The following is a 23,541-nucleotide window of genomic DNA, read 5'->3' as shown; positions in this document are numbered from 1 at the left end:
CTATCTTTCTGCGCCTGCTGTCGTCTCGCTGCGGGCGTGCTGGCCGATAAAGGTTTCAACGGCTTTCAGCTCCGGTTTGATGATCTGGAAGCGCTCCTCCCTTTGCATCAGACCAGCAAGCCACGTCGGAAGCGCCGGGTCAATACCGCTGGCCGATTTTACGGCGACGGGGAATTTCGCCGGATGCGCGGTCGCAAGCGTCACCATCGGCGTATTCGCCTTTTCCTTCTTCTTCGCCACGAAGACGCCGATCGCCGAATGCGGATCGAGCAGATAACCGGTCTCGGCATGGGTCTTGCGGATCGTCTCGGCCACCTGCCGCTCACTGGCGCGGCCGGCGCGGAAATCGCGGCGGATCGCCTTCAGCGCTTGCGCGCCGATCTCGAAGCCGTTGGATTGCTTGAGGCTTTCCATCGCGGCGCGCACCTTCGAGGCATCGCGCCCATAGGCTTCGAACAGCAGCCGCTCGAAGTTCGACGAGATCTGGATATCCATCGACGGCGAACTCGTCGCCTTGACTGCCTTCATGTCGTAGCGGCCGGTCTTCAGCGTGCGGGTGAGAATGTCGTTCTCGTTGGTGGCGATGACGAGCCGGTCGATCGGCAGGCCCATGCGCTTGGCGCAGTAGCCGGCGAAGATGTCGCCGAAATTGCCCGTGGGCACCGTGAACGAGACCTTCCGGTCCGGCCCGCCGAGCGCCACCGCCGTCGTGAAATAATAGACGATCTGGGCCATGATGCGGGCCCAGTTGATCGAGTTGACGCCGGAGAGACGGACCCTGTCGCGGAAGGCCGCGTCGTTGAACATCGCCTTCACCAGGTTCTGGCAGTCGTCGAAATTGCCTTCGACGGCGAGCGCATGCACATTCGAAGACGTCGAAGTGGTCATCTGCCGCTGCTGCACCGGCGAGACCTTGCCGTGCGGGAAGAGGATGAAGATGTCGGTGCGCTCGCGGCCGGCAAAGGCGTCGATCGCCGCGCCGCCGGTATCGCCGGAGGTGGCGCCGACGATCGTCGCCCGCTCGCCGCGCTTTTCCAGCGCATAATCCATCAGCCGGGCGAGCAGCTGCATCGCCACGTCCTTGAAGGCAAGCGTCGTGCCGTGGAACAGCTCCATGACGAAGCTGTTCGGCCCGGTCTGGACGAGCGGCGCGATCGCCGGATGGCGGAAGGTGCCGTAGGCCTCGTCGATCATTGCCCGGAAGGTCGCCTCGGGGATCTCGCCATTGGTGAAGGGCGAGAGAATGGTGAAGGCGATCTCCTGATAGCTCTTGCCCCGGAGCGCCCGGATCTCCTTCTTGGAGAAGTGCGGCCATTCACGCGGAACATAGAGCCCGCCGTCGCGCGCCAGCCCCGTCAAGAGGGCGTCGCAAAAGCCGAGGGAAGGGGCCTCGCCGCGGGTCGAGATATAGTCCACGTTCGTCATCCTTGATCTATCGCTGGAGAAAATCCGGCCGGGCGCGGCCGTGGCCTGCTTCGCCGGAAACCGAGAAGGTGCGGCCCTGCCGACATATGATCGCCGTTATCTTGTCGAAGTTGCCCGCATCCGGCGGCGAAAAGTGCATCAAAACGGCGCGTACCCAATCGATTTTTGTTTGAGCCGCTGATATAGACCATCGCCAACCGTCGTGAAAGGCCTCACGCAAAAGACATGGGGCCTCCAAGAAACGCTTGTGCAAGGGGTGGAATATCGTGCTCGGCAAGGTCTCGCGTCTCATCGTCTCCGCTTCTCTTGTCGCCCTGCTCGCCGGCTGCAATTCGCTCGGCATAGGCGGCGACAGCAAACCGGAGGCAGCGCCCGCCCAGCCGAACGGCAATGCCCAGATCATGCCACTGGCGCCCGCCAATCCGTCGTCCAACAATCCGTCGATCGGCACGGCCACGACTGCGCAGGGCACCGTCGCCCCGGTCGTCCAGGGCGCCTGCCCGCAGATCTTCATGCGCGATCAGGATGCGATCTTCCGCACTTACGCCAAGGGCAAGAAGGACGATCCGCAGCAGATCGCCGTCCAGGCCTCCTTCGGCGATTACACCCGCCAGTGCATGCTGAACGATACCAACCTGACGATGACCGTCGTCGCCCAACTGCGCCTCATCACCGGGCCGGCGGGCGCTCCCGGCCCGGTGACGCTGCCGATCCGCGTCAGCGTCCTCGACGGCGAGAACGTGCTCTACTCCGAAGTCACCAAGTTCCCGACCGAAATCCCGGCGGGCTCGCCGGGCACGCAGGTCATCTTCCGCAAGGAAGGCATCAAGATGCCGGTCGGCGCCGGCGCCCTGGTGCGCGTCAACGTCGGCTTCGACACCCAGCCGGCGAAGACGAAGAAGAGCAGCTAGGCCTGCCTTTGTCATGCTCGGGATATCCGTTGGATGCCGAGAGGACATAGCCGCAATCTCAGCCATTGCCACGCTCACACCGTCATTTCAGGGCTTGACTCTGGGATCCACGACCGGCACTCGGCCTCAATTGCTTGCCCACGGGGAAATGTCGCCGCTCCTCACGCAGTGCCAGCCGCATGGATCCCAGGGTCAAGCCCTGGGATGACGGAGGAGAGGTGGTGCCGTGACCCATAATCCCATCTGCGCGGGAGAGAGGCAGTGCCGGGGTGCATAGGCCCCGTCGGCGCGCAAGAGAGGTGGTGTCTGGGTACATCGCCTCAGCAGCCACATGAAGCGACACCAGATGCGGCGCCGCACGAGCTTCGGCAACAGCGGCACTTCACAAGCTGCGCCGCCGGCGCGTTTGGCGAGAACGCCAACCCCACACTCCGTCATCCCAGGGCTTGACCCTGGGATCCACAGCCAGGCACTCGGCTTCAATTAATTGCCCACAGTAAAGATCCCAGGGTCAAGCCCTGGGATGACGGAGGAGAGGTGGTGCCGGGATGCATAAGCCCCGCCGGCGCGGAGGAGAGGTAGTGCCGCGACCGCATCGGCAGCAGCCGAGCGAAATGGTCCAGGCCTAGAGCACGCCTTCCCACGCCGCCAGCGCGGCAACCACGCCCGGCAGGTCGTTCATGCGTGAGATCACCGTCTCGGCGCCGGCATCGGTGAGTTTGTCGGCATGGGCGGGGTAGCTGTGCGAGGCGCCGGTGAAGCCGATGACGCGCATGCCGGCGGCGCGGGCGGCGTGCACGCCGTGGACGGAATCCTCGACCACGACCGTCTGGTCGGGAGAGACGCCCATGCGGCTTGCTCCGTGCAGGAAGATATCCGGCTTCGGCTTGACGCGGTCGGCGCCGAGATCCTTGGCGGAGAAGACGTTGGGCGCAAACAGCGGCTTCAGGCCGACCTTGCCGAGCATCATGTCGAGCCGCTTCGTGCTCGAATTCGAGCAGATGCAGCGCTTCATCGGTAGCCTGGAGACGGCGAATTCGACGCCCGGGATCGCCTTGACGTCATTCGCCAGCCTGAGGTCGAGCAGCTGCTCGGATTTATCCAGCAGCGAGGCCGAAAGCGGGATGCTGGCCTCGCGCTCGACCTGCAGCAGGATGTTGTGCCAGGTCATGCCGGCGAAACGCTCGCCCATTTCCTCGACGCCGATCGGATATCCGGCCTCCGTCAGCAGTGCGGATTCGACTTCGGCCGCGATGATTTCGGAATCGACGAGGACACCGTCGCAGTCGAAGATGATGAGATCGAAGCCGTCCATTGTTCACGCCTTGCTGGAAATCTGGTCTTGTGCGGGGATGCTGCGGCTTTACACGATCACCGGGCAAAGCTCAACCTGATCTCAAGCATGGCTGCGATGCGGCAAGCGACCGGCTCCGTGGTCGCTGCTCAATGGTGATACTGGAGGGGCAGGGCTCGTCGAAGTTCAAGCGGCGAGCCCCGGGCAATTATTGTTCCGGCAGAATGATCTTCTGAGTGGTGGTGCTTTTCACCGGCTTTTCGCCCGGAACATGCGACATCGTACGAGTCGTGCTGTCGAGCGAGCTGCCGTCCGTGCTGGTCTTGGTGCGGGACTTGCTGAACGTGCCCTTGTCGACGGCCTGGGCCTTGGTCTGCGCCTTCAGCTTGTCGCCATTATCGTTGATATGAGTCTTGCTTTGCGCCTTTCCGTCGACCGTGGCCGCACTTCCGCCAGATCCGATCGACGATGTCGTGCCGCCATCGGTCTGGCAGGCGCCCGCCGTTCCGACCGAGCTGGCGGATGTGCCTCCGGCCGAAGCGCTTCCCGCCGTGCCGACGGTTCCGGCCGCATTACACTCCTCCGCAAGGGCGGCCGGGCTCGATGCGAGGAGCGCGATCGAGGCGGCGGCGATAAAGTTGATAGGTTTCATTGCCATCTCCTATTTGTTCGGCTTGGTGATGGAGCAGGTTCCATCGGACCGTTTCGTGATGACGGTGCCGTCCGGCCGGGTCACGCTTGCCGTCGAAAAGCTGTCGACGCTTCCCGATCCAGCCGAGGAGCCCGCCGAGGCGGATGACGAAGTGGAGCCGGTCGAACCGCTGCCTGTCGTGGTCGACGAGGACACGTGCCCGTTGCCGGCCGTGACGGTGGTTGACGTGTCTCCCGCCTGGGATTGGACGATCGTGCACGTCGTCCCGTCGTCGAGCTTGATCTCTTCCGACATTGTCGGGCCGGCGATCACAATGAGCGAAGCGGCCAGTGCGATTGTGGAAAACCGGGTCATTGGTTTCTCTCCAAGAGTTTGGCCGGCGCCCGGAAGGCGCCGGCCGGGATCATCATTTGCAATCCTCGGTGCCGGCGGCACCCTTCTTGACCTGGCCAGGCGCGCAGCCTTTCTTGCCCTTGTTGTCGTGCGAGCTGCCTGCCGCGCTGCTGCCGGTGCCGACGGTGCTGCCGGTCTTGTCTCCATCCGCCGACGAAGCGCCGGTTCCGACACTCGAGGCCGAATTTGCATCGCCCGAACCTGCGGCGGAACCGCCGGTGCCCACGCTGCTGCTGGACGTGCCGCCGCCGGCCGACGAGCCACCGGTGCCAAGCGTAGAGGCGGAACCGGATCCAGAGCCCGAGCCCGCGGCCGAGCCGCCGGTACCGACCGTGCTGCTCGACGTCCCGCCGCCAGCCGACGAGCCGCCGGTGCCGAGCGTCGAGGACGAACCGGAATTGCAGTTGGTCGCACCAGCCGGGCAGGTGCCCCCGGCAGAGCTGCCACCAGTACCGACGGTGCTGCTCGCAGTTCCGCCGCCCGCCGTCGAACCGCCGGTGCCGACTGTGCTCGAAGACTGCGCAAAGCCGGAAGCCGCCGTGCCGGCCAGAAGGGCCGCTGCCAATGCCAGATGTGTTACCTTCATCATAGGATATTCCTCCGATTGTTTGTCAGTTGCCGTCGCATCCGGAGTGGATGGACGACTGTTTGACAAACGACGGTTTTACCCGGCTGTTCCTGATCTAGGCACTCAGTCGGACAAGGCCTCGGACCTTAGGCCGATTTAATCGTTCGGCGCGGCGGCTTCGACTTTTTTGCCGCCGATCAGCGCCGTCAGGCGGCTGTAATGGACCATCTGTCCGGCCACCCAGGTCTCGAACTGAAGGAGCGTCCCATCGGGCATCGAGGCGAGTTCGCCCCCCGCGGAGACGCAATACCAGCCCTTCTCAGCGGCTTCGTCGAGGATGTTGCTGATATGCTGACGGGACACGCCGAAGCGCTCCGCAAGCGCTCGATAAGTCAGGCTTGCGGGGACCTTCGCGTCGGCCGGGCGCTCGCGCAGCGCCTCGGCGATGACGGCGCAGAAAACGAGGTGGCCGGCATCTCTTTCGCTGTGGCGCACGATGGCCGGAAATGGGCCGAATAGGTCGTCCTTCAACGCATAACGTTCCGCGGAGAGCGCCAGCCAGCGCGCCAGCACGTCCTCGTCCTGGGCGAGTTCGTCCGGGCGGATGGGCAGAGGCGGCGCCAGGAGCTCGAAGGATCTCAAAATGGCCAATGGCGAGTGTGCGATTTCCCGCATCAATGCCAGACCCGGCTTCAGGATTTGCGTACGGCGATCCGTCTCCAGTGACATCGCGGTGACAAGGCCCCGGTCACGCAGCCCGCCGATGAAATCGGCGATCTGGCGCGGGCTGCCGGGTGCAGCGCGCTGAAGAAGGGCAAGCGATGGCGCTGGGCCACGCGCTTGAAGCCACTGAATGTAAAGACAAATCAGCACGAAGGAAACGAGATAGCGCTGCTTCTGGGCAAAAAGCTTGTTCGCCGGCAACACCTTCGGCACGCGTGCAATCATTGCCTCGCAATAGGACAGCACCGCGACGCTATAGGAGGGATGGCGCATCAAGCGGGCCGCCTCGACCCACAGAGTGTCCGCGGCGAAGTCATTCACTCCGGCATAGAGGCGTGTCTCGCTCATGTTTCTTTCGTCTGCTTACTGATCAATGCAAAGTTTAGACTCTGCCAATGGCGGGAGGCGGTTTATACAGCCTCTGCGTTTAATTTTCTTCAATAAAGTTGATTTTGATGAAAGCACAGGGCCGTATCTCAGTTCACTTCGCCGTTGCCGGTTCAGCATTTATTACACTCTCTCTTTCAGCCGTTACCGCGCAAAGCGATCCCTTGCTCGATTCCTATGTCGAGATCAGCAACGGCGGCGAGTTGGGAACGGATCAGGTCGACATGTCGACGGGTGGATGGATCAGATCCGTGGGGGCCGGAACCGTCAGTCTGGTGCCGGAAATGGATATTATGGACGGCGCCGTTGTGCGTTTCTCCGCCATTGCCGGCAGTGATCTGAATCTCAGGCTTTATCGGGCCGGGAGGGGCGCGGAACTTCATTTCGGCGGCGCCGGCGACACAGGCACCGTCACGCTTGCGGATAACTTCTTCTCGGGCTCAAGCCAGGACGTGTATGTCGATTCCGGCACGCTGCTGGTCCCGGGGGACGGTCAAGGAGCACTGCTCCGCGCCACCACGACAACTGTTGCATCCGGCGCAACCATCGACCTCGGGACGCACAGCGATTGGATAGCCTCTCTTGCCGGCAGCGGCACCATCCGCCTCGACAATGCTAATCTTGAGATCCGAGACTTCACATTCGATGGAACGATTGACGGCGCAAACAGTGTGACCTTCAGCCGGGGCGGAAACTGGCAGGGCAGGTTCCTCGGCGTCGGCGAAGTCGCGCTCTCCGCCAACCGGACGCTAAACATTCTCGATGCCGCCACCGCAGCAAATCTTTCAACCCTCGATGCGCTTCGCTTGTCCTCAGGATCGCTCTTCGACCTTAGAATGTATGACGCCTCCATCAACAGCCTGTACGGCGCAGGCCTGATCGGCACGACTGAAAGCCTCTCGATAGGATCCGGAAATTATTCAGGTGGCATCGTCGCCAACCGCGGGCTGACGATTTCCGGGGACTTCCTATGGTCGGGCGTCTCGCAAGGGGCCCTGTCGATCGACGTGCTTTCCGGCGCGACACTAACGGCCGATGGCGGCAAGGTGTTCGGGGGGCTTGCGGACATCAATGTCGACGGGACGTTGACTATCAAGACAAGTGAAGCTGTCGATGCACTAACCGGTAGTGGGAGTGTCGACGTCGCCGGCAACGCCGTTCTTTCCGTTGGAGCTGACAATAGCTCGACCACTTTCGACGGAGTTATATCAGGTGACGGCGGCCTGACCAAAGCCGGCACCGGCACCTTCACGCTCAGCAGCCAGCAGTCCTATACCGGTGCAACGACCATCTCAGCCGGCAAATTGCAGTTGATGTCGGCAAACGCGCTTTCCACCTCGTCCGGACTCTTCATGAATAACGGCACCCAATTGGATATGGGCGGCTTCAACCAGGCTATTGCGAGCCTTTCCGGCGGCGGCGACATTCTGCTCGGCAGTGCCAGCCTGTCCCTTGGCGCTTCCGGCGCGAGCGGGACGTTCAGCGGCGTCATATCCGGCAGCGGCTCCGTTACCAAATCGGGCGCCGGCACTTTTGGGCTATTTGGACCCAACAATTTCTCCGGCGCGATGAATGTGCTGGGAGGAACCCTCTTCGTGTCCTCATCCGCATCTCTCGGTGATGGCAGCGCCACCAATACCGTGACCCTCGACGGCGCGACGTTGCAGACATTCGGCACTGTTGCGTCTCCAGCCGCCCGGGGTGTGGTCATCGGAGGCGCCGGTGGCACCGTGAACACGAACGGCTATGCTGTGACCTTCGCCGGCAACGTGTCGGGTACCGGACGGCTGACCAAGACTGGCGCGGGGACACTGACCCTTTCCGGCAACAACACGCGTTCCGGCGATACGGTGATCGACCAGGGGCGGTTATTCATCCAGAACGGCAATGCATTGGCCGACGGAGCGGGCGTGACCATTACTGATCTTGCCGGAACCGGGCTCGACGTCGCCACCTCCGAAACCATCGGCTCGCTCGCCGGCGGCGGTTCGTCGGGCGGAGATGTGAACCTTTTTAACACGGCGACACTCACGGTCGGCGGCGACGACAGTTCAACCACTTTCGCCGGGTCGATCACCGGCGATGGCAGTCTCGTCAAGACTGGCGATGGCCTCTTTCACCTGACTGGAAACAGCAGCTATACCGGCGACACGGATGTGCTTGACGGCACGCTGTCGGTCAATGGCAGCCTGGCTGGCGCAGTCAACGTCGGTTCCGGCGCAAGACTTCAGGGAACGGGAAGCGTCGGCACGACCACGCTTGCAGCAAACAGCGTCCTTGCTCCCGGAAATTCGATTGGTACCCTGACGGTCGCCGGAGATCTGAACTTCGATCCAAGCAGCGTGTTCGAAGTCGAGATCGGCAGCACCGGGCTGAGCGACAGGGTGAACGTCACCGGTACCGCCTTCCTGAACGGCACCGAGGTTCGGACAATCCTTTGGGATCCCGCCGTCAGCTACGTCAACGGCCAGTCCTACACGATCGTCTCTGCCGGCGCCGTCTCGGGCACCTTCGGCGATCTGGAGATCGATTCGGCCTTCCTGAAGTCTTTCCTCAGCTATTCCGCCACCGACGTAACCTTGATCCTGCGTACCGTGCTGAGCCCCGGTTCTCTGTTTCCGAGCGCCGCCCTCACGTATAATCAGCAACAGTCGGCTTATGGCCTCGACTTCCTCGATCAGACGAGCGGCTCCAGTAGCCTCGCGCTCTACAATGCGATCCTTTATAGCGACAGGGCAGAAGCAAGGGATGCATTCGACCAGCTCTCCGGCGAAATCCACGCATCGGTGCAAAATGGCCTTTTCAGCGAAGCCGATGACGTGCGCAACGCGGTTTATGACCGGCTGGACGAGGCGTTTGCGACCGGCGGCAAGGCATGGACGAGCGCCTATGGCAATGTCGCCTGGCTGAAGGGTGACGGAAACGCCTCGAGCGCGACGACAGCGCGCGGCGGCGCGCTCTATGGCGTCGACTGGGTGATCGACGATCGTTCGATCGGCGTGTTCGCAGGCGTCGGTCAATCCTCTTTCGAGATCCCCGACCTCGGCTCCACGGCCAATATCGACAGCGTGCATCTTGGCCTCTATGCCGCGCAGCGGTTCGACGGACTGCAGGTCAGATTCGGGGCGTCGAACAGCTGGCACGACATCGAAACGCGCCGCGACATCGCCTTTGACGGTTTTTCCGACAGTCAGACGGCAAGTTATCACGGCAGCACCGCCCAGATTTTCGCGGAGGCGTCATACGATTTCGGCCTCTCCCGTGACCTGATTGTGACCCCGTTCGGCAGACTGGACTATGCAATCGGCCAGCGCGACAGCTTCCACGAGGACGGCGGCGCAGCCTCCCTTTCGGGCGAGAGCGCACGCGAAGATCTGTTTGCGACGACTGTGGGGCTACGGACGAAACGACAGGCTTCGATCGCCGGAAAGAGTGTCACCACTGGTTTTGATGTCGCCTGGAGACGGATTGCCGATCAGGATACGCCGCTCGCCGCTCTGGCATTCGAAAATGGCGGCAGTTTCGTCGTGAGAGGGCTGCGCAATGCCGAAAACAGCGTCGTTGCGGGCGGATCCGTGACGTTGCAGCTGACGGAGGCAGCGGTCGCTTCCCTGTCGTACCGAGGAGAATTCGGCGGTGGCCTCAACCGCCACAGCGCCAATGCCCGGTTGGACGTGAGATTCTAGAGCATGAGTGTGAGCGATTTTCGGAGGAAATCATGCTCTAACTGTTTGAGGATTAAAATCTAAGGCCCACCCGGCCTTAGATCATCCTGTTCTAGCGAGGCGCTTTCGCATCCGGAGCGGATGGATAGCTGCTTGGCGAACGTCGGTTAAACCTCACTGTTTCTCTCCTAAGCCTCGCTCGGATAATCCCCCGACTTTTTCTATCCGATCGCGATCGGCCAGCGGCGAAGAAATTTGCAACGCGCTTCTGTGGCGGCGCGACACGAGCAGCATTGCCAATTCAAGGGCTTGATCCTAATTTGGGCGACAAGAGGAGAGGGACCATGAGGCTGTCAGCTCTTGTTCCATCAGCGGCCGCCGCAGCGCTGCTATTGGCCTTCACATCCGATGCCGCCGCCAAGGGCGGAAAGCACCACAATCACAGAAGCTGTGCACAGCTGCAGGCGATGATGGATCATGGTTTGACCGGCGGAAAACATGCCGACGATGGCGTCGAAAGGAAGGCAAAGATCGAAAAGAAGATGAGGAAGAAAGGCTGCCAGGGGTGATGAAGCCGCAAACGGCTTCGCGTGCCAGCAAAGGACGCCGGATGGGAGCCCGCGCTCGTGCCGAATGCGAACATGCCTCGACTGGAGCGGGGGCGCAGGGGTGGCAATCAAGCGAGGCGAGTGACGGATATGCCCGACGGTCGGTTCGGCGCATTCATCACCTGCGCCTTTACGCTGGCAGGGTTTTGCAGATCTGCACCCGTCTATCCAGCCGGAAAAAGCAATAGAAATTGCCGGTCGCCTTCCGGTGTAAAGAGGATCGAGCGGCTTTCGGCGGTGCGCCTCGCCCAGCCCCTGTCAAGGAAGCTCGACAGCAGCGCCTTGCCGAGGCTGCCCGCCAGATGCGCTCGTCTTTCGCTCCAGTCGAGGCAGGAGCGGCAGAGCGGGCGGCGCGAGGATTTGAGATTGCCGACGTCGATGCCGATGCGGGCGAGATCGCTCTCGCCCTTTTCCGTCAGCGCCAGACCCTCTCCGACCGCCTCGATCGCGCCTGATGCAATCAGGCTGTCGAGCATGCGCACGCCATAATCGCCGGCCAGATGATCGTAGCAGATGCGCGCCTTGCGCAGCGCCGGCTCCTTCGGCCCTGGCTGGTGGCGCAGATGCCCGCGCCCGGCGGCAAAACCCATCATGCTTTCGATCAGCCGGGCGGCGGCCTCGTCGGCCAGCGTGAAATAGCGGTGGCGCCCCTGCTTGCGCTGGCTCAGCAGCCCGCCGGCTTCGAGTTTGGCCAGATGCGCGCTTGCCGTCTGCAGCGTGATGCCGCCAACGCCGGCAAGCTCGGTCGCCGTCAGCGCCCGCCCACCGGTCAGCGCCGCCAGCATGTTGGCCCGCGCAGGATCGCCGATCAGCGCGCCGATCTGGGCAATGTCTGGTCCTTCCTTCATAGTTCGATCGTAACCGAAGCATCTTCGTCCGGCAATGTGCGAAAACGGGGAAGCACAAAGGAGAACCCGATGATCACCTGCTTCATCCGCTATGAGATCGACCCCTTCAAGAAGGACGTCTTCACTGAGTATGCCCGCAACTGGGGCCAGGCGATCCCGAGGAATGGCGCCGACCTGATCGGCTATTTCGCCCCGCATGAAGGGTCGGCGACGACGGCTTACGGCGTCTACAATATCGAAAGCCTCGCCGCCTACGAAGCCTACCGCGCCCGGCTGGCCGCCGACCCGCTCGGCCGCGAGAATTACGAGTTCGCCCGTCGCGAACGCTTTATCCTGAAGGAGGATCGCGTCTTCCTGAAAAACGTCTCTGCTCCCCACGCAAAGCTGGTGCTGCCATGATCGCCGTCATCTTCGAAGTCGTGCCCTATATGGGCGAGCGCCACAAATATCTCGATCTCGCCGGCGAGCTGCGTGCCGAACTCGAAACCATCGACGGCTTCATCTCGATCGAACGTTTCGAAAGCCTGACCAACCGCGGCAAGCTGCTGTCGCTCTCCTTCTTCCGCGACGAGGCGGCGGTGAAGGAATGGCGCAACCGTGAGGCCCATCGGTCCGCCCAGCAGGCGGGCCGCGGCGGCATCTTCGCCGATTACCGCCTGCGCATCGCCAGTGTCCTGCGCGACTACGGCATGTTCGAACGCGGCGAGGCGCCGGCCGACAGCCGCAGGGTTCATGATGCGGTGTGAGGACGGCGAGAAGTGGTAGAGCTCCGCCCGTTTTCGTCTGAAACAGGTTTTCTCGCTTTTACTTGCAATGCTGTCGGATATCTTCGAAATGTAAGGCTCAAGTTGCATTGAAGGCGCAAATCTCGAATGGATGATAGAAAAAATTGTTCGCGCTCTTGCCTCATTCGAGCAGTCTTTACGGTATTTGCTTTAGCCGCTGCTCTTACGCCAATTGCAGTTTTTGCCCAGACGGCTGATGAGCAGCCAGCCCTTGAGAAGCAAGCATTTAATCTGATCCGCAAGGGCAATTGCGCAGAAGCATGGAAAATCGTTTGGCATGAAGCGCGCCAGGGAAATTCAGAAGCTTTGGCCTCGCTTGCGGATCGGCTAGTGCCTTTGGGAATTCTTGTGCCGCCGTCGTATTTTCCCATGAGGGAGAATATCGTGCAGAATTTCGAGGATCAGGTTACAGCACTCAGGCTATACGCCTGGAAAGACGCTGGAGTAAGTAACGCTCTCAAAGATCATGGTCTTGGGGTGGACCAAATTATTCCCAGGCACTTTTGGGATAACAAAGTGATAGGAGATTACAGGCGCGTGGATGCTTGCTTGAAAAGCAACAAGAACACTGGGGACTGTGTCCAGCTTGCAATCAAATTGAAAATCATTCCGCCTTTCGATGTTTATGTCTCAATGATGGACGCTGCACCCCGGCAGGCATTCTGCATCGCCCTGACCGAGAAACCAAAAGGTACTCCTCATTCGGTGCCCCTCCAGTCTCAACAGAGATAAGCTTTTCAAGCAAACGATTAAAACAATCGCCTCATGGCGCCGCTCTCGGACCGTTACCCGATTGCCCGCCACAATAAATTCCCGAAATCGGCCAGTGCTTCAGGCTTTGGTAACTAAGTTGGGTAACCATAACGGAGAGTTAAGCGTAAAGCGTATGAGTGAGTATCAGAATGGCGTCAGTTTTTCCGCTTGCCGACCTCAAGGCTTCCGTCAAGGCGGACTCCTGGGTTGACACGATCATCAAGGGCGACTGCGTGAGCGCCCTTGAAGCCTTGCCCAACCACTCCGTCGACGTGATCTTCGCCGACCCGCCCTATAATCTCCAGCTCGGCGGAACGCTGCATCGTCCCGACCAGTCGCTGGTCGATGCGGTCGATGACGAATGGGATCAGTTCGCCTCTTTCGAGGCCTATGACGCCTTCACCCGTGCCTGGCTGCTCGCCTGCCGCCGGGTGCTGAAACCGACAGGCTCGATCTGGGTGATCGGCTCTTACCACAATATCTTCCGCGTCGGCGCCACGCTGCAGGATCTGAATTTCTGGATCCTGAACGACATCATCTGGCGCAAGACCAATCCGATGCCGAATTTCAAGGGCCGCCGTTTCCAGAACGCCCATGAGACGATGATCTGGGCAAGTCCGAATGCCAAGGCCAAGGGCTATACCTTCAACTACGACGCGATGAAGGCCGCCAATGACGACGTCCAGATGCGCTCCGACTGGCTGTTCCCGATCTGCAACGGCAATGAGCGGCTGAAGGGCGAGGACGGCAAGAAGGTGCATCCGACGCAGAAGCCGGAAGCGCTGCTTGCCCGCGTCATCATGGCCTCGACCAAGCCCGGCGATATCGTGCTCGATCCCTTCTTCGGCTCGGGAACGACGGGCGCCGTCGCCAAGCGCCTCGGCCGCCACTTCGTCGGGATCGAGCGCGAGCAGGAATATATCGATGCGGCTTCGGCTCGCATCGCCGCCATCGAGCCGCTCGGCAAGGCGGAACTCACCGTAATGACCGGCAAGAAGGCCGAGGTTCGCGTCGCCTTCAACGTGCTTGTCGAAAGCGGCCTGATCAAGCCCGGCCAGGTGCTGACCGACGCCAAGCGCCGCTACAGCGCGATCGTGCGCGCCGATGGCACGGTAGCCTCGGGCGGCGAGGCCGGCTCCATTCATCGTCTCGGCGCCAAGGTGCAGGGGCTCGATGCATGCAACGGATGGACCTTCTGGCACTTCGAAGACGGGCAGTCCCTGCGCCCGATCGACGAGCTCAGGTCCGTCATCCGCAGTGATCTGGCAAAGGTGGATTGAGCAGCGCCTAAACCAGATAATTGGAGCATGATGTCGTCCGAAAACCGCTTACACTTTTCGGCATCATGCTCTGGCGAATCGAAATAACTTCTTCCGGTTTCCTCCAGTTGCGGAAGAAGACCAAGGCGCCCGGGGTTCAAGCCTCGGGCGTCTTCTATTTGAGCTGGGAAGCGCAATGATCAGAACTGGCGATAGTCGGTGACTTCGACCCGCGTGATGCGGCCATCTTCATTGAAGGTGATCGTTTCCTCGCCCTCGCGCAGCAGCGGTTTGCCGGTCCGGCTGTGGGTGGCGCTGAGCGACCAGACCGCGCGGCCGGAGAGGGGCGTCAGGCTTTCCACCAGCGAATTCTCCGCCGTCTGATCGGGATAATCGTCGAAATAGCGCCGGAAGGCAGCCATGATCTCTGGTCGCCCCGAGAGGCTGCCGACGCCGTTCGAGACATAGGTCGCGTCCTCGGCGAAATAGTCCTCGATCGCCGGAAAATCCAGCGCGTTGATGGCGGCGTGGAAGCGTTCGATTTCCTCTGCCGGGTCGAAGGCCATGGCTCTCACACCTTCACGCCGTAGGCAGCGAGATCGCTGCGCAGTTTGTCCGCGCCCGAAAACCGCACCGCGTTCCAGCCGAAGGCCTTGGCGCCTTCGACATTGGCCGGTGCGTCGTCGATGAAGATCGTCGCGGCGGGATCGAGGCCGAAGCTCTTCGTATGCGTCTCATAGATCGCGATGTCAGGCTTGATCAGGCCGACATCGCCGGAAACGGTGACGCCTCGCGGTTTCGTCAGGAACGGGAAACGTTGCTGCGCCTCGCGGAAAGTGTCGGAGGCGAAGTTGGTGAGCATGGTCACGTCGCGGCCTTCGTCGATCAGCCCCTCCATGATCGCGACGCTCTCCTCATAAGCGTGCGGGACCATCTCGTGCCAGTATTTGCGGAAAGCGCGGATGTGCTCCTCGCGCGTCGGATGCGCTTCGATCAGCTGCGCTTCGGCCTCCGCCCAGGTGCGGCCGCGGTCCTGCTCGACGTTCCAGTCATGGGTGCAGATATTGGCGAAAAACCAATTGCGCTCGGCCTCGTCGGGAATGAGGCGGGCGAAGGGGAGATTGGGATCGTAATGAATGAGAACTTTGCCGATGTCGAAAACGATATGCCTTATTTCGATGGTCATGTTTATGCCCTGGATGTTTTGAACGCGAGAGGAATAGCCGCTGCGATCGCTTTTTTCATGACGGTCGGCAAGGCCTGCGCTTCAAGATTTGTAACCGGTTCCCACCATCCGTCATCCACGCCAGCATTCGGCTTCGGCTTTGCAGCGATCGCCGCCCGCCAGATCGACAGCCGGAGTTCGAAATGGGTGAAGACATGGATGACGGTGCCGCAGGATTGCCAGGCCGCCTCGAAGGGGGCGGCGGTGACGGAGGTCTCGCCGTCGATGCGCGCCGTCCAGCCCGTCGTCGGCACCTCGGTCATGCCGCCGAGCAGGCCGCTATCGGCCCGCCGCCTGAGCAGGATCTCGCCCTCTGCGGTCACCGCGATGAAGGCCGCGCCCTGGCGAACCGGCTTGTCCTTCTTCGCCCCCTTGACCGGAAAGAGCTCGGGATCGGAAAGCTTCAGCGCCTGGCAGGCATCGCGAAACGGACAGAGCGAACAGGCCGGCCGCTTCGGCGTGCAGATCGTCGCCCCGAGATCCATCATCGCCTGGGCGAAATCACCGGGCCGAGCCGCTGGCGTCAGCAGCGCCACCTTCGCCTTCATCAGCGGCTTGGCGCCCGGCAGCGGTGTTTCGATGGCATAAAGCCTTGAAATCACCCGCTCGACATTGCCGTCCATGACGGCGGCCCGCCGATTGAAAGCAATGGCGGCGACGGCGGCAGCGGTATAATCGCCGATGCCGGGAAGCGATTTCAGTCCCTCTTCGGTGTCGGGAAAGACGCCGCCATGTTCCCTAGCTACCGCTTCGGCGCATTTCTTCAGATTGCGGGCCCGCGCATAATAGCCGAGCCCCGCCCAGGCGGCCATGACCGCCTCGTTTTCGGCTGCGGCAAGATCGGAGACTTCGGGCCAGCGCTCGAGAAACTTCTCGAAATAGGGTTTGACCGCCTGCACCGTCGTCTGCTGCAGCATCACTTCGGACAGCCAGACGCGATAGGGATCGGCGCGGACGCCGCGCGCCGCCATGCCGGGCGAAACGCGCCAGGGCAGGTCGCGGTGATGGCGGTCGTACCAGTCGAGGAGGGGCTTTGCCGAGGGCGTGTCGAGTGTCGTGGTCGTCATGATTTGCCGCAATGGGGGGAAGGCCCTATACTTGGCGAAGCAACGCCGCGCGATCAAGTCGGCCGCACCAATTCGTGACGCCGTTCAAAGGTTTCGATGAGTTATCCACGCAAAGATGTGAAGCAGATTTCCGAACTGGCGAACGGGCTGATCGATCCGGTCCTGGCGCGCCGCGCCGGCATCAACACGGCGCTACTCGGCTCGTGGAGCGAAATCGCCGGCGAGGATTTCGCCGATTGCACCCGGCCGGAAAAGATCGCCTGGGCCCGCGGCGGCGGCGATGACGGCAGCTTCCGCCCCGGCGTGCTGACGATCGCCTGCGAAGGCGCGCGCGCGCTCTTCCTCACCCATGCCCAGGGCGAACTTATCCAGCGCATCAACAGCTTCTTCGGCTTCGCCGCCGTCCACCAGATCCGCATCGTCCAGAAGCCGGTGTCGCAAGCCGTCCGCCGCTCCCGCCCGCCCGCGCCGCTGAAGGGCGAGGCCGCGCGCAAGCTCGAAGGCATGATGGAGGGCATCGAGGGCGACAAGCTGCGTCAGGCGATCCAGCGCTTGGGAACTGCGGTGATGGGCAAGCGGGGAAGAGGGCGCTGATGAGCAAATCTGAGTGGAAGTTTGTCCGCTTCTGGCGACCGAGGCGTCCTACGGGCGTTTAATTTTTTGATCCTGCTTCAACACGCTCACGGGTCACAAGGAATTCGACTCTGCCCGAGACCGACGTATAGGGCTCGCATTGCGTAGTCGCATCAGCGAGATTTCCGGGAGGAGACTGGTGACCGAACGCTTCGGGTGCTATATTTGTATAGCAGACAGGAGAAAAATCATGTTGGCCTTGCGGTTGCCACCTGAAATCGAAGCACGCCTCGATGAGCTTGCCAGGCGCACGGGCCGCAGCAAGAGCTTCTACGCGCGTCAAGCCATTCTCGAACATCTCGATGATCTCGAGGATGTCTATCTCGCCGAAAAGCGCCTCGAAGAGCTTCGCCGAGGTGAGAGCGATACAGTGCCGCTGGCCGAGCTGATGGCACGTCATGGCTTGGAGAATTGAGTTTGACCGGGCAGCCGAGCGTGAGCTTGAGAAGCTTGGACATGAGGCGGCTCGCCGAATCCTCCGGTTTCTCAATGATCGCGTTGCCAAGCTGGACGATCCACGATCCATCGGAGAGGCGCTTAAAGGATCTGAACTTGGGGACTTCTGGAAGTACCGCATCGGGGACTATCGGGTGATCGCAAGCATCGACGATGGAACCGTGCGAATCCTCATCGTGCGGATTGGCAATCGCCGTGATGTCTATCGATGAAATCCGGGAGCTGACCGATAGCAATTTTGTCCGGCGGTCCCATCACGGTCACAATTCTTTGAAGGAAGTTGGCCAACCGTGCCTTGTAGGCGGCTGCCAGCCGTTATATCGCACAATCATGCCGTCACTCTCATTACTTATGGGGAACCCATGCAGATGTCCGAAATGCAACTGACGAAACGCCGCCTCCTGGGTGGGATCGCCATCGCCGCAGCTGCCGCAGCGCTTGTCGCCTGCAACGACAGCAAGGACGCTGCCGATGCTTCGTCCTCCGGCAAGACCATGGCCGACGGCACCGATGTCGATACCATGCAGACGGCGGCCACCTCGGCGGGGGACATGCCCCAGTCCGACGGCGATGTCGACATGGCCGAAGTGCTGAAGCCCGGCGCGCTGCCCGAGATGGCGCTTGGCAAGGCCGACGCGCCGGTCAAGATCGTCGAATATATGTCGATGACCTGCCCGCATTGCGCCCATTTCCACAACACCACCTTCGACACGATCAAGCAGAAATACGTCGATACCGGCAAGGTGCAGTTCATCATCCGCGAATTCCCCTTCGATCCGCGTGCCGCAGCCGCCTTCATGCTCGCCCGCTGCAGTTCCTCCAATCCGGAGCAGTTGAGCACGCCGGAACAGTATTTCCCGATGGTTTCGATGCTGTTCAAGCAGCAGCAGGTCTGGGCCGCCGCCGATGACGGCCGCGCCGCACTGCTGCAGATGTCGAAGCTTGCCGGATTTACTGAGGATAGCTTCACGAAATGCTTGACGAACCAGAAGCTTCTGGATGAAGTGAACGCCACGCGGGAAAGGGGATCCAAGGATTTCGGCGTCAACGCCACGCCAACGTTCCTCATCAATGGCAAGCGCTATTCTGGAGACATGCCGGTTGACACCATGTCGAAGCTCATCGACAGCCTCATCTGAACCGGACCGTTCGACCACAGCGGGCGACGGCGAAAGCCGTGCGCCCGTTTTTTGTTTTCAGCGCAGTTTGCGGGCGGGGCTTCCTGCCGTGGATATTTCCGCATGAAGTTCAACAAGCTGCGCCTGGTCGGCTTCAAATCCTTCGTCGAGCCGACGGAATTCATCATCGAACGGGGGCTGACCGGCGTCGTCGGACCGAACGGCTGCGGCAAGTCCAATCTCGTCGAGGCGCTGCGCTGGGTGATGGGCGAGAATTCCTACAAGAACATGCGCGCCTCCGGCATGGACGACGTGATCTTTTCCGGCTCGGGAAACCGCCCGGCCCGCAACACCGCCGAGGTGGCGCTCTATCTCGACAATGGCGAGCGGACCGCACCCGCCGCCTTCAACGACAGCGACGAGATCCAGGTCACCCGCCGCATCGAGCGTGAACAAGGCTCGCTCTATCGCATCAACGGCAAGGAAAGCCGCGCCAAGGATGTGCAGCTGCTCTTTGCCGACGCCTCCACCGGCGCCCGCTCGCCCTCGATGGTTGGCCAGGGCCGCATCGGCGAGCTGATCCAGGCAAAACCGCAGGCCCGCCGCCAGCTCCTGGAAGAGGCGGCCGGCATCTCCGGCCTGCATTCGCGTCGCCACGAGGCCGAACTGCGGCTGCGCGCCGCCGAAACCAATCTCGAGCGCCTCGACGACGTCACCTCGCAGCTCGAAAGCCAGATCGAGAGCCTGAAGCGTCAGGCCCGCCAGGCCAATCGCTTCAAGACGCTGTCGGCCGATATCCGCGCCCGCGAGGCGATGCTCCTGCATATCCGCTGGGTGCAGGCCAAGGAGGCCGAGGCCGAGGCCGACAGCGCCCTCAACCAGGCAACCGTCATCGTCGCCGAAAAGGCGCAGATCCAGATGGAGGCGGCCAAGCAGCAGGGTATTGCCAGCCTGAAGCTGCCGGAATTGCGCGAGGGCGAGGCGCGTGCGGCTGCCGCCCTGCAACGCCTGCAGATCGCCAGAAGCCAGCTGGAAGAGGATGCCGGCCGCATCCTGCGCCGCCGCGACGAGCTGACCCGCCGTCTCGCCCAGCTGGCCGAAGATATCCGCCGCGAGGAACGGCTGGTCGCCGACAATGCCGTCATCCTCGCCAAGCTCGACGCCGAAGAGGCCGAGATTTCTCAAATCCTCGCCGATTCCGGCCGTTTTGCCGAGGAGACCCGCGAAGCCTTCGAAGGGGCGGCGGCGAAGCTCGCCGACAGCGAGCGCATCTTCACCCAGCTGACGGCCGAGCGGGCGGAAGCCGCCGCCGGCCGCAACCAGCTGGAGCGCGCCATCCGCGATCTCGCCGACCGCCGCATGCGCCTCGAGCGCCAGATGCACGAGGCGAATGCGGAATTGTCGGCCATCGCAGAGAAGATATCAGGCCTGGCCGATCCCGATGAAAAACGGGCGATCGTCGAGGCCGGTGAAATCGCGCTGGCCGATGCCGAAGCCGCGGCCCAGACAGTCGAACGGGCGCTCGCCGCCGCCCGCCAGGCCGAGGCCTTGTCGCGCGCGCCGGTCGATCAGGCCCGCTCCGCCCTGAATGCGCTGGAAACCGAGGCCCGCACCATTTCCCGCATGCTTGCCGCCGGTGCGGCCGCCGGCAAGTTTCCGCCGGTTGCCGAGGAGCTGAAGGTCGATCGCGGCTTTGAGACGGCGCTGGGTGCGGCACTCGGCGACGATCTGGAATCCCCGCTCGATGCCGAGGCGCCGGCCCATTGGTCTGTCAATGGCGACGGCGCCGCCGACCCGGCGCTTCCGCCGGGCGTGACGCCGCTCATCGCCCATATCAGCGCACCCGCCGCTCTGACGCGCCGGCTGCGCCAGATCGGCATGGTTGGCGAGGGCGACGCGCGGTCGCTGATGGCGGCGCTGAAGCCCGGCCAGCGCCTGGTGACGAAGGAGGGCGCCGTCTATCGCTGGGACGGCCATGTCACCGGCGCAGATGCCCCGAGTGCCGCGGCACTGCGCCTTGCCCAAAAGAACCGCCTGGCCGAACTCGAAAGTGAAGTGGCGATTGCCCGCGACGTGCTTGCCGAGGCCGAGGAACGGCAGGCAGCCGCCGCCGAAGCCATCCGCATCGAGGAACGCAGGCTCGCGGAAGCCCGCGACATGAGCCGCCTGTCGGCGCGTCATCTCGCCGAGGCGCGCGAGGCGCTGGCTGCGGCCGAGCGCGCTTCCGGCGATCTCATCCGCCGCCGCGACGTCGTCAGCGAGGCCGCCAGCCAGTTGGGCACGCAACTGGAGGAGATCGGCGTTCAGGAAGAAAATGCCCGCATCGAGCTGGAGGATGCGCCTGATCTCACGCTGATCGACGAGCGGCTGCGCTTCCAGCAGGCGGAGGTTGCGACCGACCGCGGCGCGCTCGCCGAGGCCCGCGCCCGGCACGAAAGCCTGGCGAGGGAAAATGAGGCCCACCAGCGTCGCATCATGGCGATCGGCCAGGAGCGCGAGACCTGGCGCCAGCGGGCGGCAAGTGGCGAGGATCATGTCGCCACACTGCGCGAGCGCGAGGCAGAGGCGCGCGAGGAGGCGGCCGAGCTCGAAATGGCGCCGGATGAATTCGACGACAAGCGCCGCGCTCTGCTCAGCGAATTGCAGAAGGCCGAAGAAGCGCGCCGCAACGCCGGCGATCTGCTCGCCGAAGCCGAACGCATCCAGCGCGACGCCGACCACAAGGCGGCGACCGCGCTTTCCGAGCTTGCCGAATACCGCGAACGCCGCGGCCGCGCCGAGGAGCGCCTCGTCTCTGCCCGCGAGCGCCGGCAGGAAAGCGAAGCCCGCATCCGTGAGGCGCTGAACGTGCCGCCGCATGAGGCGCTGCGGCTTGCCGGCCTGCAGCCGATGCAGGCGCTGCCCGATCCGCGCGAGGTCGAGCGCGATCTCGAGCGGCTGAAGATGGAGCGCGAACGGCTCGGCGCCGTCAATCTGCGCGCCGACGAGGAGCAGAAGGAGCTGAGCGAAAAGCTCGAAGCCCTGATCAAGGAGCGCGACGACGTCATCGACGCGATCCGCAAGCTGCGCGGCGCCATCCAGAGCTTGAACCGCGAGGGCCGCGAGCGCCTGGTTGCCGCCTTCGACGTCGTCAATGGCCAGTTCCAGCGGCTGTTCACCCATCTCTTCGGCGGCGGCACCGCCGAGCTGCAGCTGATCGAATCCGACGATCCGCTGGAGGCGGGCCTCGAAATCCTGGCGCGGCCGCCCGGCAAGAAGCCGCAGACCATGACGCTGCTGTCGGGCGGCGAGCAGGCGCTGACGGCGATGGCGCTGATCTTCGCCGTCTTCCTCACCAATCCGGCGCCGATCTGCGTGCTCGACGAGGTCGACGCGCCGCTCGACGACCACAATGTCGAGCGCTACTGCAACCTGATGGACGAAATGGCGGCATCGACCGAAACCCGCTTCGTCATCATCACCCACAATCCGATCACCATGGCCCGCATGAACCGCCTCTTCGGCGTCACCATGGCCGAGCAGGGCGTCTCCACCCTCGTCTCCGTCGACCTGCAGACGGCCGAACGCCTGCGCGAAATCGCCTGAAGGCGTCCGCGCGAGCCGCGGAGACCAGGCTCAGGGCCCAGGGTGATGGGATTGAGGCAAGGGACCGGCCGGAAACGCGGACGCGGCAGGAGGCCGCGGACAGACACACGGGCGCCACCGAATTGGTATTTGGCGGTCCGCCGCTATTTTGCTGCGGCTGTCACCCTATCCTCCGTCTTCCTCGGGCTTGACCCGAGGATCCATGCGGCATCCACCAGCGCCAGGCCGTGGATCCCAGGCTCAAGGCCTGGGATGACGGAGGAGAGGTGGTGCCCGGATGGTGAGGAGAGGTGATGCCGGGCTGGCGGGAAGGGTGGTGCTTGGGTTGGCAGAGGAGAGAATGAACCGGGCTCGAAGGACGAGAGGTAGTTGCGGTTGAGGGGCAGCCCCCCCACCGATCTCCCAGCCGGGGACGTTGCACGGATATTGAACTCCTGCGTATCTCGACCAACGAAAACGCCAGAACACGAAGCAATCAATGACTACTTCCGTCCAAGCGGTTCACCCCCCATGATCCCTGGTCAGCCGCCCGATGCAGCCTGGAAGACCGCCAGCTGCGCGGCGAAGGCGCGCTGATAGGCCGGCCGTGCTTCGGCGCGGGCGACATAGGCTGCAAGGCTGGGATAATCGTCCAGTATGTTTGACGACTTCAGCCGCAGCAGTACCGAGACCATCAGCAGGTCACCGGCGCTGAAGGCGCCGTCGAGCCAGTCGGCATCGCCGAGATGGGCAGAAAGGCTGTCCAGTCGTTTGCGGATGCTGCTCTCGAGGGAACGCAGGCGCTTTTCGTACCAGGGTTCGTCGCGCTCCAGGATCCTGGCGAGGCTGTGCTCGAAGATCGGCGTCTCCACCGTATTGAGCGCGGCAAACATCCAGGCGATCGCCCGCGCCCGGCCATTGCTATCCCCAGGCAACAAGCCATCGCCATGACGCTCGGCGATATGCAGGACGATCGCGCCTGATTCGAACAGGGTAAGATCGCCTTCCTCATAGGTCGGGATCTGCCCGAAAGGCTGACGCGCCAGATGCGCCGGCTGCTTCATCGTCTCGAACGTGACGAGGCGAACCTCATAGGGTTGGCCGGCTTCCTCGAGCGCCCAGCGAACCCGCATGTCGCGCGCGAGACCCCGGCCCCGATCAGGCGAACGTTCAAAGGCGGTAATGGTGATCGTCATCGCTTTCTCCA

23 protein-coding genes are annotated in these 23,541 nt (G+C 62.7%); 12 read left to right on the top strand and 11 right to left on the bottom strand.

The window, feature by feature from the left end:
* On the bottom strand, positions 1-1,425 hold the full coding sequence (thrC, locus tag J7U39_RS15030; protein ID WP_210628906.1) for a threonine synthase: 1,425 nt from the start codon (positions 1,423-1,425) through the stop codon (positions 1-3).
* A 263-nt stretch (positions 1,426-1,688) separates the two neighbouring features.
* Here thrC and J7U39_RS15025 point away from each other — a divergent pair, with 263 nt between their 5' ends.
* Positions 1,689-2,336: a hypothetical protein gene (locus J7U39_RS15025; RefSeq protein ID WP_210631687.1), complete on the top strand. Its 648-nt coding sequence runs from the start codon at positions 1,689-1,691 to the stop codon at positions 2,334-2,336.
* Between the two features lie 625 nt (positions 2,337-2,961).
* Here J7U39_RS15025 and J7U39_RS15020 read toward each other — a convergent pair.
* The 5 genes from J7U39_RS15020 to J7U39_RS15000 form a co-directional block, all read right to left on the bottom strand.
* A complete protein-coding gene (locus J7U39_RS15020; protein ID WP_210628905.1) occupies positions 2,962-3,651 on the bottom strand; it encodes an HAD family hydrolase in 690 nt (229 codons plus the stop codon).
* A gap of 187 nt (positions 3,652-3,838) precedes the next feature.
* Positions 3,839-4,282, bottom strand: a complete 444-nt coding sequence (locus J7U39_RS15015; protein WP_210628904.1) for a hypothetical protein — start codon at positions 4,280-4,282, stop codon at positions 3,839-3,841.
* A gap of 9 nt (positions 4,283-4,291) precedes the next feature.
* Entirely contained in the window at positions 4,292-4,636 is a 345-nt protein-coding gene (locus J7U39_RS15010; RefSeq protein ID WP_210628903.1) for a hypothetical protein, read from the bottom strand.
* Between the two features lie 52 nt (positions 4,637-4,688).
* Positions 4,689-5,264, bottom strand: a complete 576-nt coding sequence (locus J7U39_RS15005; protein ID WP_210628902.1) for a hypothetical protein — start codon at positions 5,262-5,264, stop codon at positions 4,689-4,691.
* Positions 5,265-5,399: 135 nt separating this feature from the next.
* A complete protein-coding gene (locus J7U39_RS15000) occupies positions 5,400-6,314 on the bottom strand; it encodes a MarR family transcriptional regulator (RefSeq protein ID WP_210628901.1) in 915 nt (304 codons plus the stop codon).
* A gap of 203 nt (positions 6,315-6,517) precedes the next feature.
* Here J7U39_RS15000 and J7U39_RS14995 point away from each other — a divergent pair, with 203 nt between their 5' ends.
* Positions 6,518-10,039 carry an autotransporter domain-containing protein gene (locus tag J7U39_RS14995; protein WP_210628900.1) on the top strand — a complete coding sequence of 1,174 codons (3,522 nt, stop codon included), beginning with the start codon at positions 6,518-6,520 and terminating at the stop codon, positions 10,037-10,039.
* A 323-nt stretch (positions 10,040-10,362) separates the two neighbouring features.
* Positions 10,363-10,587 carry a hypothetical protein gene (locus J7U39_RS14990; RefSeq protein WP_210628899.1) on the top strand — a complete coding sequence of 75 codons (225 nt, stop codon included), beginning with the start codon at positions 10,363-10,365 and terminating at the stop codon, positions 10,585-10,587.
* Between the two features lie 203 nt (positions 10,588-10,790).
* Here J7U39_RS14990 and J7U39_RS14985 read toward each other — a convergent pair whose 3' ends face one another.
* Entirely contained in the window at positions 10,791-11,474 is a 684-nt protein-coding gene (locus J7U39_RS14985; RefSeq protein ID WP_210628898.1) for a metalloregulator ArsR/SmtB family transcription factor, read from the bottom strand.
* 69 nt (positions 11,475-11,543) lie between these two features.
* Between J7U39_RS14985 and J7U39_RS14980 the strand changes: the two genes are divergently transcribed.
* The 4 genes from J7U39_RS14980 to J7U39_RS14965 all read left to right on the top strand — a co-directional run bounded on the left by J7U39_RS14980 (position 11,544) and on the right by J7U39_RS14965 (position 14,292).
* Positions 11,544-11,873, top strand: coding sequence for an NIPSNAP family protein (locus tag J7U39_RS14980; protein ID WP_210628897.1), 330 nt, complete (start codon positions 11,544-11,546; stop codon positions 11,871-11,873).
* Positions 11,870-12,220 carry an antibiotic biosynthesis monooxygenase gene (locus tag J7U39_RS14975; RefSeq protein WP_210628896.1) on the top strand — a complete coding sequence of 117 codons (351 nt, stop codon included), beginning with the start codon at positions 11,870-11,872 and terminating at the stop codon, positions 12,218-12,220. Before J7U39_RS14980 ends, J7U39_RS14975 begins: the two co-directional genes overlap by 4 nt.
* Positions 12,221-12,346: 126 nt before the next feature.
* On the top strand, positions 12,347-12,991 hold the full coding sequence (locus J7U39_RS14970; RefSeq protein WP_210628895.1) for a hypothetical protein: 645 nt from the start codon (positions 12,347-12,349) through the stop codon (positions 12,989-12,991).
* A gap of 170 nt (positions 12,992-13,161) precedes the next feature.
* On the top strand, positions 13,162-14,292 hold the full coding sequence (locus J7U39_RS14965) for a site-specific DNA-methyltransferase (RefSeq protein WP_210628894.1): 1,131 nt from the start codon (positions 13,162-13,164) through the stop codon (positions 14,290-14,292).
* A 179-nt stretch (positions 14,293-14,471) separates the two neighbouring features.
* Here J7U39_RS14965 and J7U39_RS14960 read toward each other — a convergent pair whose 3' ends face one another.
* Genes J7U39_RS14960 through mutY form a run of 3 tightly spaced genes read right to left on the bottom strand, consistent with a single transcriptional unit; the run spans position 14,472 to position 16,563 of the window.
* The gene (locus J7U39_RS14960; RefSeq protein WP_210628893.1) at positions 14,472-14,837 is read right to left on the bottom strand and encodes a nuclear transport factor 2 family protein; all 366 of its coding nucleotides are present in this window, start codon (positions 14,835-14,837) and stop codon (positions 14,472-14,474) included.
* A gap of 5 nt (positions 14,838-14,842) precedes the next feature.
* The gene (locus J7U39_RS14955) at positions 14,843-15,457 is read right to left on the bottom strand and encodes an HAD family phosphatase (protein ID WP_210628892.1); all 615 of its coding nucleotides are present in this window, start codon (positions 15,455-15,457) and stop codon (positions 14,843-14,845) included.
* Positions 15,458-15,459: 2 nt separating this feature from the next.
* Positions 15,460-16,563: an A/G-specific adenine glycosylase gene (gene mutY / locus J7U39_RS14950; RefSeq protein WP_210628891.1), complete on the bottom strand. Its 1,104-nt coding sequence runs from the start codon at positions 16,561-16,563 to the stop codon at positions 15,460-15,462.
* 96 nt (positions 16,564-16,659) lie between these two features.
* Here mutY and J7U39_RS14945 point away from each other — a divergent pair, with 96 nt between their 5' ends.
* From J7U39_RS14945 to J7U39_RS14925, 5 genes are all read left to right on the top strand, one after another.
* Positions 16,660-17,157: a DUF721 domain-containing protein gene (locus tag J7U39_RS14945; RefSeq protein WP_210628890.1), complete on the top strand. Its 498-nt coding sequence runs from the start codon at positions 16,660-16,662 to the stop codon at positions 17,155-17,157.
* Positions 17,158-17,386: 229 nt separating this feature from the next.
* Complete coding sequence (locus J7U39_RS14940; protein WP_210631686.1) at positions 17,387-17,611, top strand: DUF6290 family protein; 225 nt, start codon at positions 17,387-17,389, stop codon at positions 17,609-17,611.
* Positions 17,595-17,864 carry a type II toxin-antitoxin system RelE/ParE family toxin gene (locus J7U39_RS14935; protein ID WP_210628889.1) on the top strand — a complete coding sequence of 90 codons (270 nt, stop codon included), beginning with the start codon at positions 17,595-17,597 and terminating at the stop codon, positions 17,862-17,864. Before J7U39_RS14940 ends, J7U39_RS14935 begins: the two co-directional genes overlap by 17 nt.
* A gap of 150 nt (positions 17,865-18,014) precedes the next feature.
* Positions 18,015-18,791 carry a DsbA family protein gene (locus J7U39_RS14930; RefSeq protein ID WP_210628888.1) on the top strand — a complete coding sequence of 259 codons (777 nt, stop codon included), beginning with the start codon at positions 18,015-18,017 and terminating at the stop codon, positions 18,789-18,791.
* A gap of 102 nt (positions 18,792-18,893) precedes the next feature.
* Positions 18,894-22,355, top strand: a complete 3,462-nt coding sequence (locus J7U39_RS14925) for a chromosome segregation SMC family protein (RefSeq protein WP_210628887.1) — start codon at positions 18,894-18,896, stop codon at positions 22,353-22,355.
* A 521-nt stretch (positions 22,356-22,876) separates the two neighbouring features.
* Here J7U39_RS14925 and J7U39_RS14920 read toward each other — a convergent pair.
* The gene (locus J7U39_RS14920; protein WP_210628886.1) at positions 22,877-23,530 is read right to left on the bottom strand and encodes a glutathione S-transferase family protein; all 654 of its coding nucleotides are present in this window, start codon (positions 23,528-23,530) and stop codon (positions 22,877-22,879) included.
* Positions 23,531-23,541: the final 11 nt, after the last annotated feature.

The sequence above is a fragment of the Rhizobium sp. NLR16a genome (assembly GCF_017948245.1).
Classification (GTDB): Bacteria; Pseudomonadota; Alphaproteobacteria; order Rhizobiales; family Rhizobiaceae; genus Rhizobium.
This window is presented reverse-complemented; position numbering and strand designations above follow the sequence as displayed.